This window comes from Agarivorans gilvus, from assembly GCF_001420915.1.
In the GTDB taxonomy this organism is placed as follows: Bacteria; Pseudomonadota; Gammaproteobacteria; order Enterobacterales; family Celerinatantimonadaceae; genus Agarivorans; species Agarivorans gilvus.
The window spans coordinates 2,509,803-2,525,015 of the sequence record NZ_CP013021.1 but is presented as its reverse complement, the minus strand read 5'-3'; the positions used below and the strand labels follow the sequence as shown (position 1 = coordinate 2,525,015).

The following is a 15,213-nucleotide window of genomic DNA, read 5'->3' as shown; positions in this document are numbered from 1 at the left end:
AGGATGTTTCAAGAATTGAATTACATCGATTTTGCACAGCTGGCTCAGCCGATTTCAGAACAACTTCCTTGCGGAGAAGACCCGCGTTTAGATGCTTCTCCACTTTCAACGTATTTCACTCTTAAGGATGTGCGCAATACGGCTCGAGCCTCGGAGCGTAAGGCCTTAGTTGATAACGAGCCCTTACTGAGTTTTGCCAATGAGTGGGATCCGATCATCAGTCAAATTCCAGAAGTCTTACTGGAAAGTTGTAAAGATTTGGAATTCGCCGCTTGGCTAATCGAAGGCTTAGTACGTCGTAAGGGGTTCAAAGGCTTGCGTCAGGGCTTTGATATCGCCAGAACACTGATTGAGCATCATTGGGAACACCTGTACCCAAGCCCAGATGAAGATGGGCTGGTGACTCGGGTAGCTCCTTTGGTTGGACTCAATGGTTACGATGGTGAGGGTACTTTACTGATGCCTATCGCCTGCGTCCCATTGACCGACGTAATTGAAGAGCAGCCTTATTCCTTATGGGAGTTTGAACAAGCCTCTGAAGTGGAACGCTTAGAAGAAACCAAGCGTAATCAACGTCATGCTGCGGGGGCGGTAAAACTAGAAGATATTACTGTTACCGTCAACGCTACTAGTGCCGAGTTTTTTATAAGCCTATTACAAGATATAGAGGCGGCCAGTCAGGCTTATCAACAACTTTCGCTAGCAGTGGATGAAGCAGTTGGTGAGCCTCAACCTAGCTCGCATATCGTTAAGCGTTTAAGCGACTGCATAGAAGCGGTTCGCTACCTTGCTGCTGATAAGCTCAGTGCGGCCAAGCTTGAGCTTATTCCTGAAGATATGCCTTCCGATTTGATTGAGCCGTCTGCTGCTGAGGTAGCAGATGCGCCAAATAAGCAACTTAGAAATCGTGCGGATGCGATCCAACAACTTGGCAATATTGCTGAGTTTTTTAAACAAACCGAGCCTCATTCGCCAATGGCTTATGCCATTGAACAAGTTGTTCGTTGGAGTGGAATGAGCTTGCCTGATTTATTGCAAGAACTGATTTCAGATAACGAAGCTCGAACCGGGTATTTCCGATTGACTGGTATTTCATCGGAATCACAGGACTAACGTGGTGCTTAGCGCTCTGCGTGTTAATCAATAATAAGGAGATTGATATGGACAGTATCCACGGCAAGTTGTCTCGGGTACGTAAGCCACGCGTTCACATTACTTATGATGTAGAAACGGAAGGGGCTGCAGTAAAAAAGGAACTGCCTTTTGTAGTTGGGGTGATGGGCGATTTTGCAGGTGACAATACTGCGGCTCTGAAACCATTAAAAGACCGACGTTTTATCCAAATTGACCGAGATAATTTCGATGATGTATTGAAACGAATGAATCCCAAGTTGGAGTTTCGAGTAGACAATAAACTGGCTGATGATGGCTCTGAAATGTCAGTAGCGCTTCAATTTAGCTCGATGAAAGATTTTGCTCCGGCGGCGGTTGTCAATCAGGTAGAGCCATTACGTAAATTAATGGACACACGAAATAAGTTGCGTGATTTGATGACCAAAGTGGACCGTTCGGAAGATCTAGAAAATATTCTAGAAGAAGTGCTGAACAATACCGATTCCTTGCAAAAGCTAAAAGGTGAATTGGATAAAGAAGCTAGCACGGAGGGGGCAGAATGAGCACCGAAAGCCAAACCACCCTCGACCCCAGTGTAGAAGAAGCACAAGGTTCCATATTGGAGCAGGCCATTGGTGCGACTAAGCAAACCGACTCATCTCGCTCAGAAGAGTTGTTACGTACGCTAACAGAAGAAGCACTAAAAGGCACCGTTAGTTGGAACAAAAACCTGACGGTAACATTTAGAGAAGCCATTGCCGGCATCGATGAACTCATTTCTAAGCAACTAGCTGAAGTGATGCACCATGAGAGTTTTCAGAAGTTAGAAGGCTCTTGGCGTGGCCTTAACTACCTGGTTATGAATTCAGAGACTAGCCAAACGCTGAAAATTCGTGTGCTCAGCATGAGCAAAAAAGAGTTACACAAAGACTTAAGTAAGGCGGTTGAATTCGATCAAAGCCAAATTTTCAAGAAGGTTTACGAGTCTGAATTTGGTACTCCTGGCGGTGAGCCTTATGGAGCCTTGGTGGGGGATTATGAATTCACTAATCATCCAGAAGATATTGAGTCCTTAAGTTTAATGTCGAACGTGGCTGCTGCGGGTTTTGCTCCGTTCTTATCGGCGGCTTCTCCGGCACTATTTGGTTTTGATAATTGGACTGAACTCACTAAACCGCGTGATTTAGAGAAGGTATTTGAATCGCTGGAATACACTAAGTGGCGCTCTTTCCGTGAGAGTGATGATTCTCGCTTTGTGACCTTGGCGATGCCACGAGTATTGGCCCGGTTACCCTATGGCGAAGCGACCATTCCTATTGAGGAATTTAACTACGAAGAGTTTGAAGTTGATGTTCAAACCGGTATGGCGCAAACAACGGAGCATGACGAGTACTGTTGGATGAATGCTTCCTACGTATTGGGTGTGCGGATGACCGAAGCATTTGCCAAATACGGCTTCTGTACGGCGATTCGTGGAGCCGAAGGTGGAGGTAAAGTCGAAAACTTACCCTCTCATCTATTCGTTTCCGATGATGGGGACCCAGACTTAAAATGTCCTACCGAAATCGGCATTACCGATCGCCGAGAAGCGGAATTGAGTAAGCTGGGTTTCTTACCGCTTTGTCACTATAAAAATACCGATTATGCGGTGTTCTTTGGTGCACAAACTTGTCAAAAACCAAAGAAATACGATAGCCCAGATGCCACGGCCAATGCGGCTATTTCCTCTCGCCTGCCATACATGATGGCGACATCTCGCTTTGCTCACTACTTAAAAGTGATGGCGCGCGACAAGATTGGTAGCTTTATGGAAGCGGAAGATGTTGAGAACTGGCTGAACCGTTGGATCCTCAACTACGTGAATGCTTCCGAGGGCGGTGGTCAAGAAATCCGCGCCAAATACCCCCTTGCGGATGCCAAGGTTCAGGTGAAAGAAATTCCGGGTGCGCCAGGTTCGTACAATGCAGTGGCTTGGTTACGCCCTTGGCTACAAATGGAAGAACTCACTACCTCTTTGCGTTTGGTTGCAAAGATCCCAGAAATCGGCGGATAACAAGATTGCGGGCCGCAAGGCCCGCTTTACTACTATGACTTCAATTCAAACTTTACCACCACTGAGTTTTGTGGACAGCCAGAGCTTGCGACAAGTTGGGGGAGATACTCAACATGTTGATGTGGATTGGTGTGCCCAGAGCCAAGTGGTGGATAAGTTTTTAGCGGCAGAAGATGCATATTTGGCGCTGCGAATTTGGTTAGAGCGCGATAATCAACAATATCAGTCGGCATGGACAGCAGAGAGCCTGCGGCCGCTTTTACTACGAGCAATTCGTGATATTGATGAGCGTTTAAATGACCAAGTTAACGCGATTATTCATCATCCGCGTTTCCAGCGCTTAGAGGCCAGTTGGCGGGGCGTGAAATACCTCACCGAGCAATCGGGTACTCAAGATCACAGTTTAATTGTGAAGGTGAAATTAATTAGCATTAACTGGCGAGAACTCTGCCGTGATGCTTCTCGCGCCATTGAGTTCGATCAAAGTGAGTTGTTTAAGCTGATTTATACCAATGAGTTCAGTATGCCTGGCGGGGAGCCTTTTGGTTTGATTGTGGGAGATTACCAAATATCTCATCAAGCTAAACCTAGCATGCCAACCAATGACATCGATGCGCTACGGGCCATTAGTCATGTTGCTGCAGCGGCGTTTGCGCCATTTGTTACTGGCGCTGCCCCATCGATGTTTGGTGTTAACTTCTACAGTGAGTTGGCATCGGTGCGAGATATTAGCGCGCAATTCTCACAAGCGGAATACATCAATTGGCGTAAATTGCGCTGCCAAGAAGATTCGCGTTTTTTAGGTATTACTAGCCCCAATATTCTAATGCGAGAGCCTTATCAGCAGGATGGGCGTCGCCAAGAAGGCTTCATGTTTGTTGAGCAAGTTAATGATGCCGAAGCCGATTATTTATGGGGTAATGCCGCTTATGGCGTTGCCGCTGTTGCTTTGCGGGCTTTTAAAGATTCTGGCTGGTTTAGCCAGATCCGTGGTTTACAACCGGGTCAGTATAAACATGGTTTGGTATTTGACCTGCCTAGTTCTCGTTTCAAGTTTTCACGACACATCCATTCGGCCAAGCCATCGGTGAATTTGCAGGTGGGGGACCGTTTAGAAAAGCAATTGTCAGACAATGGCTTTATTCCGGTATCTACTGTGCCTCATACCGAACACTTGGTGTTATACAGCAATGCTTCAGTCAATTTGCCACAGCAATACGACAGCTTATCGGTAGCCGTGAATGCGCGTTTGTCATCGATGTTGCAATACGTATTGTGCGTATCTCGTTTTGCCCATTACATAAAAGTGATGGGGCGTGACCGAGTGGGCTCATTTGATAATGCCAACATGATAGAGCGTGATTTACAAAGTTGGTTGCATGCTTACACCACCGCATCAGATGAGGCCTCCGATGAAATCCGCGCCCGCTACCCATTAAACGAAGCCAAGATTCAAGTTAAAGAACAAGCCGGTAAGCCTGGCCATTACTACTCCATTATCCATTTGCGTCCGCATTTTCAGCTCGACCAAATGATTTCCAGTATTCGCTTGATAACCGAGTTATCACCCAGCTACAGCCAAGCAGGATAAACAGATGCAACAACAGATTACCCAGTTGATTCAACAAGGACAGTTAAGTGAGGCAATAGCCGCAACAATTGCCCATCTTAAGCAAAAGCCCAAAGATTTAGATACCCGCAGTCGCTTCATTGAACTGCTATGTATTGATGGTCAACTAGAGCGAGCTGACCAACAGTTAGATTTGTTAGTGAAGCAACATCCCGAGTGCGTGCCTGGTGCCTTAAACATGCGTCAACTGGTACATGCCGCTCAGTCTCGCGTCGACTTTTCTCGCGGGGGCGATACCGCCAGCCTGGTTACTGGCGCGTCTAAGAGCCTCGCTCCATTAGTTGCTGTTCGTTTGGCTCAGTTAAATCAAAATAAGAGTGACTTTGAACAAGCAGCCCAACAGCTAGAGCACTTACGTGAACCGGCGCAGTTGCAAATTGACGATAAACCCTGTCACGAATTGCGCGATTTGGATGACAGTTTAGCGGGCTATCTCGAGGTGTTTGGTTCAAATGGCAATTATTACTTTGTGCCTTTCGCCGACATTACTTGGTTGAAGCTGCTACCCGCTAGCACACTGTTTGAACATGTTTGGCGTCGTGCAGAGCTCGATATTAAAGAGGGGCCATCAGGTGAAGTCTTCGTTCCGATGACTTATCTCGCTAGCGAATCCGACGCGGAAAAACTGGGGCGTGAAACTGATTGGCAAGCGGTTTTGAGTAGTGAATTTTACCAAGGCCGCGGTCAAAAAATGTGGCTAGTGAATGACGAGGCCTTAGCCTTATCTCAGCTGGATTGCTTGTCTACCCAGGCTAGTACCGAGGCCGTTGGTTAATGAGTGGCGTTCAACCCGCATTGCAGCTGTCGTTGCTCGATAGGTTAAGTAATGGCCTAGATGATCAACCCATAAGCGGTGATATTTATTCAGGCTATGGTCGCCAGGCCTACCGGCGCAGTATTCGTCGCGATCTAGAGGCCTTACTTAATGCCAAGCTACATTGGCATATTTGGCCTGAATGGTATAGCGAGCTGGATCTTTCTTTGTTCAGCTATGGTCTACCTGACTTTTCATCGATGCCTTTAAGTAGTCAAGATGGCCGTGAGTTGCTATGCCAAATTGTCGAGCAAACGATTCGTAAGTTTGAGCCTCGTTTTATTGATTTATCGGTAACTACTGTCAACGACGAGCAACCCTTAGATCGTATATTGCGATTACGCATTCATGCACTTTGCCATGCCGATCCTGAACCGGAGGAAATCACCTTTGACTCTGAGGTTGAGCCGGTATGCCTTGGTATTAAAATAGTTGAGTAGCGCATGAGTGACGAGTTATTAAAGTACTACAATCGAGAGCTTGCCTACTTACGCCATATGGGGGCGGAGTTCGCCGAGCGCTATCCGAAAGTCGCCGGCCGTTTGCGAATGAGCGAAGAAAATGTCGAAGACCCGCATGTCTCTCGCTTGTTGGAGGGCGTGTCCTTACTTACCGCCCAAGTGCGGCAAAAGTTAGATGATAGCTTTCCTGAGTTAACCGAGGCCCTGTTAGGACAGCTTTATCCTGACTATCACGCTCCTATTCCGTCGATTTCAGTGATTAAAATGAGTACTCAAAATGTCACTGATTATAGCTTGATGATCCCTAAGGGTACCGAGCTAGAAACCCAAGTACCCGGCTATAAAAGTTGTCGCTTTAATACTTGTTACGATACCGAAATGTGGCCAGTGGAAGTGACTCATGCGAGTTTTGAAGGCGCTCCATTTAAAGCGCCGCGACCTAACTTCCAAAAGAATGCGGCAGCGGTAATAAAACTGCGTTTAAGTTGTGAATTTGACGATGTTGCATTGAGTGACGTTGGCATACAAAAAATGCGTTTTTATATTCATGGCCAGTCTCAACTTAGCTATCAGCTTTATCAGCTGATTTTCCAATCTAGCATCGGCTTGGCCTTTGCTGCGCCAGGCAGCATGCAGGCGCATCAATACCTTCAGGCTCGCCATATTAGCAGTGTGGGTTTTGCTGACGATGAAAAAGTGGTGCCCTATGAGCAACGTACCTTCAATGGTTATCGTTTGTTGGTGGAGCACTTTTTGTGTCCTGAAAAATTCATGTTTTTTGAGCTGCAGGGGCTGGAGCCAAGCTGGTTTGGCGAGCAACATGAAGTTGATTTATATATCTATCTCGACAGTGATAGCGACATCCTAGCGAAACAACTTACCGCAGAGAACATCTTGTTAGGCTGTGTGCCAGTGATCAACTTGTTCGAGGACGAGCTGGAGCCTCTGCGTTTAGATCCCGCTCGTTTCGAACATCGTTTAGTGCCTCGTTATCGGGATGCCGATATCTCTGAAGTGGTCAGGGTGACAGATGTAGAAGCCTTTGATCAACATGATAATAGTGTTGCCGTTAGTCCATTTTATGGCAGCCAATTGCCCCATTACCCACAAGCCGGAAACCTATTTTGGACCTTGAGGCGAGAGTTAAATAAGTGGGCTGGTGGACATGATGAACCCGGTGTAGAGAGCTACTTATCGGTGGTTGATGGAAACGCTAAGGCTTTAGATGTTGAGCAACATGAGCAATGGCTAGTCTCAGCCAAGGCCCTATGTAGTAATCGAAACCTACCTGCGCGCTTGCCTTTTGGCGGTGGACAGCCATCGATAGTAGTGCCAAGTCGTACCGATTCCTTAAAAAATGTGCGCTGCTTATTACCTTTTAGTGAGCCTGTTCGACCCGCCATGTTCGATGCTTCGCGCTGGCAGCTGGCGAGTCATTTAACCTTAAATCATTTTAACCAGCCTAATGCCGTTAAGCTGTTGCAAGAGCTGTTACAACTTTATGATTTTAAACAAGCCCCTCAAACTAAAGTGCTCATAGAGGCGATTGCTAAAGTACAGGTCACTCGCGCTACCGCACGAGTTGTACAAAATGGTCGAGTAGGTTTTTGTCATGGTTCAGACATCGTGTTGGAATTTGTAAACCAAGAGCTGTCAGGCATTAATTTGTTCTTCTTTGGCAATGTATTAGCTCATTTCTTTGCCCAATACACCACCATTAATAGCTTTACTCGTTTGTCCATAAAGCTACTCGGTGGCAATGATGTATTGCATCGCTGGCCGGCAATGGCTGGTGATAAGGAGCTGTTGTGAAGTTATTTGACAGCCTAAATAGCGGCAGTGAGCAAGATTTTCACCATAGCGTGGTGGCCATTCAGGCGGGGCGCGGAGCTCTACATAACGGTGTCGGCTCTGATACCTTGCCCAAAAACGAAGTATTGCGCTTTAAAGTCCCACAAAATCTAGGCTTTCCAGGCAAAGCACTAGAACGTGTAGAGCCTCCCAATGCTGGGGATCAGCCCTATACCGTGTTCGTCAATTTTTTTGGTCTAACTGGACCAAGCGGTGTTATGCCGCGTCATTACAGTGAGTGGGTGATGGACCGCTGTAAACAAAAAGACGAGTCCTTACGTGATTTTTTAGACATCTTCCATCATCGATTGATCTCCTTGTACCACCGCGCCTGGGAGAAGTACCAGTTTCCACTGCAATATCAGCGTCAGCAACAAACTGCTCAGCAGGACCCCATTTCTCGTGTGTTGAGTTCCTTGTCGGGCACTTCTAGTTTCACTCAGCAATACCTTGGCGGTTTATTTTCTCAATCGCTTCGTAGCGCTCAGGGTTTAAAGCAAATTGTAGGGTTAATTTCGGGCTGCAAGGTGGTGGTGAATGAGCGCTTAGGTCAGTGGTTATCATTGAGTGAAGCGGAGCAAACACGTCTAGCGAGTCGCGCTAATCCTGAAGGGCAACATGCTCAACTTGGTTTCAGCGCCACTCTTGGCCACAAAGTTTGGGACGTCGGTTCGGCTATAGAGATTGAAATTCATGCGGCTAATGCAACGCGAGCCCAGCAATTATTACCGGGTAGTAAAACATTGTCACTACTGCAGGAGGTCGTTGCTGATTACTTACCTACGCATATTCGGCCTCGCTGGAGTCTCATGGCGCGTTACCGCGACATGCCAAGTTCACGTTTAGGGAGTTCCGGCTTGGGCTTAGGGCAAGGTAGTGCATTAACCATCAACAGCAAGCAAATGGACGAGCAAACTAAAGTTCCCATCGCTTAATCGATTTAGTTTAAAGGATTAAAGGAAAAACAGATGTCGACAATGACTTTAAAATCAATGGTGGAAAAGCTGTCACCAGCGGCTAAGCAGAGCTTAGAAGCTGCAGCAGCCTTGTCTAATAGCCGTAGTCACTTTAGTGTAGAAATTCAGCATTGGTTGTTGGCGATGTGCGAAAGCCAGACTGAAGACTTGATGTTAGTTGCCAAGCATTTTTCGGTAGATATTGATGCCTTAACGGCCGATCTTAATCGTAATTTAGAAGGAGCCAAAACGGGCAATCAGCAAACCCCCGGTTTGTCGCCGCAAATTGTTAGCCTGCTAAATGCAGCTTGGATGGCCGCCTCGATTGAGTATAACGTGAACACTATTGCGCCCATCCATATTATTCATGCCTTGTTGAGCGATGATACGCTTAGCTTCAGTACCATGCATTTTCTCAAGCAATTAGAGAGTATCGATTCAAGTCAATTGGTGCAGTTATGGCTTAACTCAAAACAAAATGCCGATATGGCTTCAGCCAGTCAGGTAAATAGTTCCGCTAAAACGCCAAGCTTAGATCAGTTTACTACTGACCTTACAGAGCAAGCGCGCACTGGCAAACTCGACCCCATCCTTGGGCGTGACGAAGAGATTCGTCAGATGATTGATATTTTAACCCGGCGCCGCCAAAACAATCCGATCCTTACCGGTGAAGCAGGGGTGGGTAAAACGGCAGTAGTTGAAGGTTTAGCTCAGCGTATTGCCGACAATGATGTGCCGGAATCGCTGCAAAAGGTAAAAATTCATGTTCTGGATTTAGCCTTGTTGCAAGCGGGTGCCGGCATGAAAGGTGAATTTGAGAATCGTCTTAAGTCGGTTATTAATGAAGTAAAAAATTCAGCCACACCGATTATTGTATTCATCGACGAGGCGCATACCTTGATTGGCAGTGGTGGCCAAGCCGGACAAAATGATGCGGCAAATTTGCTAAAGCCAGCTTTAGCCCGTGGTGAGTTACGTACTATTGCGGCAACCACTTGGGCGGAGTACAAAAAGTACTTTGAAAAAGACGCGGCGCTGACGCGTCGCTTTCAGGTGGTGAAAGTTGAAGAACCCAGTGAAGAGCAGGCGATAGTCATGCTACGCGGTTTGTTGCCAGTAATGGAACAACATCACCGAGTCTCAATTAGTGACCAAGCCCTGCAGGCGGCAGTGCATTTATCCCATCGTTATATCAACGGGCGTCAACTCCCGGACAAAGCGGTCGCCTTACTTGATACCGCCTGTGCCCGGGTTGCGATGAGTCAAGCGGCGACCCCTAGCCAAGTAGAACGATTGCAGCGTAAGCAACAGCAATTGCATGCCCAAATAGAGCAATTAGAGCGCGAACAATTAACTGGTTCTGAGCATCAAGAGTTGCTTCAGCAACTCAATGCTGAATTAGTCGATACGCAAAATTGCTTACAACAAGCTGAAGCCACATGGCGCGATGAGCAGGGCCTGGTCGTGCAAGCCAAGCAACATCTTGCCTGTTTATTACAAGCTGAAGGTGCTGCTGAAGAAAATGTGCGTGAGCAATTGGTGGAAATCAAAGCTAGCTTAGCGGAAGTCGAGCAACCAATGGTGTTTTTAGAGGTAGACGAGGTGCTGGTGGCCGAGGTAATTGCTGATTGGACTGGTATTCCTTTAGGGCGGATGCAGGCCAATGACGTGGACACGATTTTAAGTTTACCTCAGCGAATGGGTGAGCGAATTGTTGGCCAAGACCATGCCTTAGAGTTGATCAGTAAAGTGGTACAAACTGCCCGAGCCCAGTTAAGTGATGAACGTAAACCTAATGGGGTATTTCTACTTACTGGGCCAAGTGGTACTGGTAAAACTGAAACGGCCTTGACTCTTGCGGAACAAGTTTACGGCAGCGAAGACAATTTAACGGTGATTAATATGTCGGAGTTTAAAGAGGAGCATAAAGTATCGCTGCTAGTGGGCTCTCCTCCGGGTTATGTTGGATACGGTGAAGGTGGCGTGCTAACTGAAGCGGTTCGTCGAAAGCCATACAGTGTTGTATTGCTAGATGAGATGGAAAAGGCTCACCCTGGAGTACAAGATATTTTCTATCAGGTATTTGATAAGGGCAGCATAAAAGATGGAGAAGGTCGAGATATAGATTTTAAAAATACCATCATTATTATGACTTCAAATGTAGGTACCGATACAACTATCGGACTGTTTGAAGATGAAGAAACGGCTCCTGACATTGAAGGTTTAAAGCAAGCATTAAACGATGACTTGTTAGCCGTGTTTAAACCCGCATTTATTGGTCGATTAAACCTCATTCCATTTGTTCCGCTTAGCTACGAAACACTAAGTCAAATTGTCCGTTTGCAGTTGGCCAGAGTAGAGCAGCGCTTTAGCCGCTGTTACCAAGCCAAACTACATTTTTCAGAAGCTATCATTACGCATCTAAATGAGCAGTCACAAAATGCTGACGTTGGCGCTAGAGCAATTCAAAACAACATACAAAATGAGCTTCTACCTGTGATATCCAACAAGGTGCTAGAGGCTGTTTCTCGACGTGAAAATATAAATAAAATAAACGTTAACTTAATCGATGGTGTTTATTGTTTAGAAATAAATTAATTATTGTTTCCACTATTGATCAAAATATCTATAATGTAGTGGTTTAATCTGGTTGTGGCTGTTGTTCATTTTTTATTTTATGTGGTTTATTAAATGTGATGACGTTGCGGCTAACAAATTGCGCGTGTTGACGCGTTATATTAAAACTTACCCAAAAGGGTTGATTTTTACTTAATTAGCTAAAGGAAATTAGCATGCAAGCAAATACTTATTTGAAGTACGGTGATATCAAAGGGGAAGCGACAGCTGAACAATACAAAGACATGATTACGCTTATGTCTGTTGATTGGTCTGTTGCTCGTGAGATCACTTCGCATACTGGTACTGCTCAAGACCGTGAAGCGAGTGCAACACGTTTATGTGATATCACCATCACTAAGATGCAAGACAAAGCCTCTCCTGATCTATTTAAAGAAGCCACTATTGGTAAGGGTAAACCAGCCGTTTTCCACATCACTAAGCAAGGCGAGAAGATTGAAGAGATCATGAAGATTGAATTGACTGATGCGATGATTTCTAGCTATTCAGTCTCTATTCAAGATGACCGTCCAGTTGAGAACATTACCATTTCTTATACAGAAATGATGATGACGGTTACACCTACTGATGATCAAAACAATGTTCAAGCTCCGCTTGTTTATGGTTATAGCGGTGTTAAAGGCCAACAAATGTAATTGGTTTTCTGCGGGGTAGTCACCTATCCCGCTTATTTTTAACTAGTGTGAACATGAAGCATATGGAAAAAGCAAGTCAAAGTAAGAATATTATTAAAATAGATACACCCTTAGGTAAGGATGTATTGCATCTTACTCAGTTTGATATTCAGGAAGGGATTTCATCGCCATTCTCTATTAATGTTTCTTGTTATACAAACGGACAAATAATTGCTGAGTCCGACGTTATTGGAAAGCCGGTTACTATTAATTTAGATTATCTAAAAGATAAGACTAGTGTTACCCGTTTTTTTAATGGCGTTGTTGCAAGTATTACCTCCTTAGGCAGTCGCGTTCCTAGTGAAGCTGAAGGAGAGAAGTATCAAGATTATCAACTACAGATTGTGCCAAATTTACATTTTCTGAAGCAGCGTAGTAATTGCCGTATTTTTCAAAACTTAAGCGCTGACGATATTGTAAAAAAGATCCTTGCTGAGCACAGTGTACAAGTGAAAAGCGAGCTTAAAGCGAGTTACCCTACTTTGGGTTATAAGGTGCAATATAACGAAAGTGATTTTGCCTTTGTGCATCGTCTGCTGGAAGAAGCTGGGATCTTTTACATTATTGAACATAGCAAGGCGAAACATACCCTGGTATTAGCCGATGCATTCAGCGCATACCGCGAGGCAGAAGAAAGCAAAGTGGCCTTTACTACGGGTTCCTTAGCAGAGTCACATGTGTTTTCCTGGAGTGGTAATCTCAACATTACACCGGGACGGGCAAGCAAAGGCGGTTACGACTTTATAAAACCCAGTGCTAAGCCAAGCGCTGAACAGCAAAACACCGCCCTAGCTAAGCAACAGCAGAATGCCGAAGTATTTGAATATTACGCAGGTTCTGAGTTTAATCCGGTCTTGCAAGATGCGGCCAATGTAGCCTTAGAAGCAATGCAGCGAGATACCGTTGTTTGTCAGGCTGGCAGTACCTGCGCCACCTTTAGCGCCGGCCACTATTTCGCCTTTAAAGCCCATGAAGATCCTGCCCAAGTTGGTAAAAGTTATTTAATCACCCAACTTAGTTTAAGTGTGGCTATTACTAGCCAAACGGGGGCGGCAAAAAATAGCGGCCAAGTATTACATAACCAATTTTCTTGTATTCCTTCTGATGTGCTATTTAGGCCATCCCAAACCACTCCCAAACCGATTATTTACGGTGCTCAAACAGCCTTGGTGACAGGTGACCCTGGAGAAGAGATCCATGTGGATAAGTACGGCCGAATTAAGGTGCTGTTTCATTGGGACCGTGAAGGCAAAAGTGACAGCAATAGCTCCTGCTGGATACGGGTTTCGCAACATTGGGCTGGTAATCGCTATGGTGCGTTTTTCTTACCTAGAGTTGGCCAAGAAGTGTTGGTGAGTTTTTTAGAGGGCGACCCCGACCAACCGGTTATCACCGGCGCCTTATATAATGGTGAGCAAATGCCACCTTATGGTTTGCCCAGTAAGAAGTCTCAATCAGGAGTGAAAACCCGCTCCACTAAAGGAGGCGGAGAGAGTAATTTTAACGAAATTCGCTTCGATGATGATGTGGGCAAGGAGTTGCTTTACCTGCAGGCCGAGAAGGATCTGCAAACTGTAATTAAGCAAAACCAGACCGAGCGTATTGGCAAAGATTTAACCATTGATGTTGCCGAGAACCAGTCTGAGAAAATCGGCAAAAATCTAGTGATTGATGTCGGTAAAAACATTGATTTGCTGGCCGGTAGTAAAATAACGATTAAGGCGGGAGGGGCTTCAATTACCCTTTCAAGCGGCGGCAACATTGACATTAAAGGAACTTCGGTTTCGATTAATGGCACCTCTATTGCGCTTAAAGCGCCAGCTATTTCGTTAAATTAGGAAGAGCCATGGGTAAGCCGGTTGCTATGCTTGGGTCGTTTCACGTATGTCCTAAAGTTCAGAATAAAGTGCCTCATGTGGGAGGGCCTGTCGCGGGTGGTAATGGCAGCGTGACTGTCGGTGGCATGCCAGTAGCTTGTGTTGGCGATAAGTTGGTATGCATTGGGCCGCCCGATACGATTAAGGCCGGTTCATCCTCTGTCACTGTTGGTGGCAAGGCTGTCGCTCGCTTGGGCGACCCGACAGCCCATGGTGGCAAGATTGTAGTAGGCAATCCTACGGTATTGATAGGATGAGCATGAATCTACAACTGGAAATCGATGCTTTTCAATTAGGCGAAGTAGATGACTTAGCAGCTTTGTTCAGTTTAGATGAACAAGTCTTAGACGCCCCCATTGCCATTAGACAAGGTCAGGCCTTACGTCACTTTAGTTTTTCTCAGCAAGAGTTTGCCAAACTTGGTCAATTGAAACTCGATGCCGACGCCATATTTGTATTGTTACCAGAGTCTCGATTGGAGCCCGCAAAGGCGCAAGCATATCAGGAACTCGTAGAGATCCTGCCGAGCTTGCAACAATGCAAAAAAGTCTATTTATTTCCTTATGGGCGATGTGCAATGCAGTTGGCGTTGCGTCACGCCTTAAAATTAATTCAGCAGCGGCAGGTCAGTGATATTCAAGTCTTGGCTTATCACCAAGATCCGCGCTTAAAGCCAAACTCGAATATTGCGGCAACAAATAGCATCGCCAGTCAGTGCTTTATGGCAGTTCGGCTTTATGCTGCTCGCACAGGCTTGAGTGTGCCTTGGGCCAGTTATGAGGTGCAAACCCCAGATAAAAGTGCAGTAGCGACCATTGCTGCATTGCTGCAACGTTACCAAGTGCAATGTGGTGAAGCATTAACCCAGTGCTACCTGCCGATCTCGTTAGAAGAAGAACTAAAAGCGGCTTGGTTAACCGCTTTTCAGTGCTTTTCGGGGTGTTTGAATAATCGTAGCCAAGTGGTGTTTGCTGATGCGAGAGTAGGTGATCTAGCTGCTTGTAGTGGTTTGTTTAAGCTGTGTCACCTGGTGACGCACTACCAACGTAAAAAGCACACAGGCGTGAGCTTTCAACTCGATATTTCAGATAAGACCTATCGCAGTGCAATGATGCTCGCGTGGGTAGCCTAGTGGTGTAGAACAGTA

General features: G+C 45.9%; 13 protein-coding genes. All 13 read left to right on the top strand.

Features of this window, described 5'->3' with window-relative positions:
* The first annotated feature begins 3 nt into the window (after positions 1-3).
* The 13 genes from tssA (at position 4) to AR383_RS11710 (ending at position 15,198) form a co-directional block, all read left to right on the top strand.
* Positions 4-1,113 (top strand): type VI secretion system protein TssA, encoded by a 1,110-nt coding sequence (gene tssA, locus AR383_RS11770; protein WP_055733317.1) that lies wholly within the window; start codon positions 4-6, stop codon positions 1,111-1,113.
* Positions 1,114-1,160: 47 nt separating this feature from the next.
* Positions 1,161-1,676, top strand: a complete 516-nt coding sequence (gene tssB, locus AR383_RS11765) for a type VI secretion system contractile sheath small subunit (protein ID WP_055733316.1) — start codon at positions 1,161-1,163, stop codon at positions 1,674-1,676.
* A complete protein-coding gene (gene tssC / locus AR383_RS11760; protein ID WP_055733315.1) occupies positions 1,673-3,166 on the top strand; it encodes a type VI secretion system contractile sheath large subunit in 1,494 nt (497 codons plus the stop codon). The genes tssB and tssC (AR383_RS11760) overlap by 4 nt, the downstream gene beginning before the upstream one ends.
* Positions 3,167-3,200: 34 nt before the next feature.
* A complete protein-coding gene (tssC, locus tag AR383_RS11755) occupies positions 3,201-4,757 on the top strand; it encodes a type VI secretion system contractile sheath large subunit (RefSeq protein ID WP_055733314.1) in 1,557 nt (518 codons plus the stop codon).
* Positions 4,758-4,761: 4 nt separating this feature from the next.
* Positions 4,762-5,571 (top strand): type VI secretion system accessory protein TagJ, encoded by an 810-nt coding sequence (locus AR383_RS11750; protein ID WP_055733313.1) that lies wholly within the window; start codon positions 4,762-4,764, stop codon positions 5,569-5,571.
* A complete protein-coding gene (gene tssE, locus AR383_RS11745) occupies positions 5,571-6,050 on the top strand; it encodes a type VI secretion system baseplate subunit TssE (protein WP_055733312.1) in 480 nt (159 codons plus the stop codon). The genes AR383_RS11750 and tssE overlap by 1 nt, the downstream gene beginning before the upstream one ends.
* A gap of 3 nt (positions 6,051-6,053) precedes the next feature.
* Positions 6,054-7,883: a type VI secretion system baseplate subunit TssF gene (gene tssF, locus AR383_RS11740; protein ID WP_055733311.1), complete on the top strand. Its 1,830-nt coding sequence runs from the start codon at positions 6,054-6,056 to the stop codon at positions 7,881-7,883.
* Positions 7,880-8,857: a type VI secretion system baseplate subunit TssG gene (tssG, locus tag AR383_RS11735; protein ID WP_055733310.1), complete on the top strand. Its 978-nt coding sequence runs from the start codon at positions 7,880-7,882 to the stop codon at positions 8,855-8,857. Before tssF ends, tssG begins: the two co-directional genes overlap by 4 nt.
* A 33-nt stretch (positions 8,858-8,890) precedes the next feature.
* Positions 8,891-11,476 carry a type VI secretion system ATPase TssH gene (gene tssH / locus AR383_RS11730; RefSeq protein ID WP_055733309.1) on the top strand — a complete coding sequence of 862 codons (2,586 nt, stop codon included), beginning with the start codon at positions 8,891-8,893 and terminating at the stop codon, positions 11,474-11,476.
* A 194-nt stretch (positions 11,477-11,670) separates the two neighbouring features.
* Entirely contained in the window at positions 11,671-12,150 is a 480-nt protein-coding gene (locus AR383_RS11725) for an Hcp family type VI secretion system effector (protein WP_055733308.1), read from the top strand.
* A gap of 62 nt (positions 12,151-12,212) precedes the next feature.
* Complete coding sequence (gene tssI, locus AR383_RS11720) at positions 12,213-14,027, top strand: type VI secretion system tip protein TssI/VgrG (protein WP_055733307.1); 1,815 nt, start codon at positions 12,213-12,215, stop codon at positions 14,025-14,027.
* A gap of 8 nt (positions 14,028-14,035) precedes the next feature.
* Entirely contained in the window at positions 14,036-14,323 is a 288-nt protein-coding gene (locus tag AR383_RS11715) for a PAAR domain-containing protein (protein ID WP_055733306.1), read from the top strand.
* Between the two features lie 2 nt (positions 14,324-14,325).
* Entirely contained in the window at positions 14,326-15,198 is an 873-nt protein-coding gene (locus tag AR383_RS11710) for a hypothetical protein (protein WP_055733305.1), read from the top strand.
* Positions 15,199-15,213 lie beyond the last annotated feature (15 nt).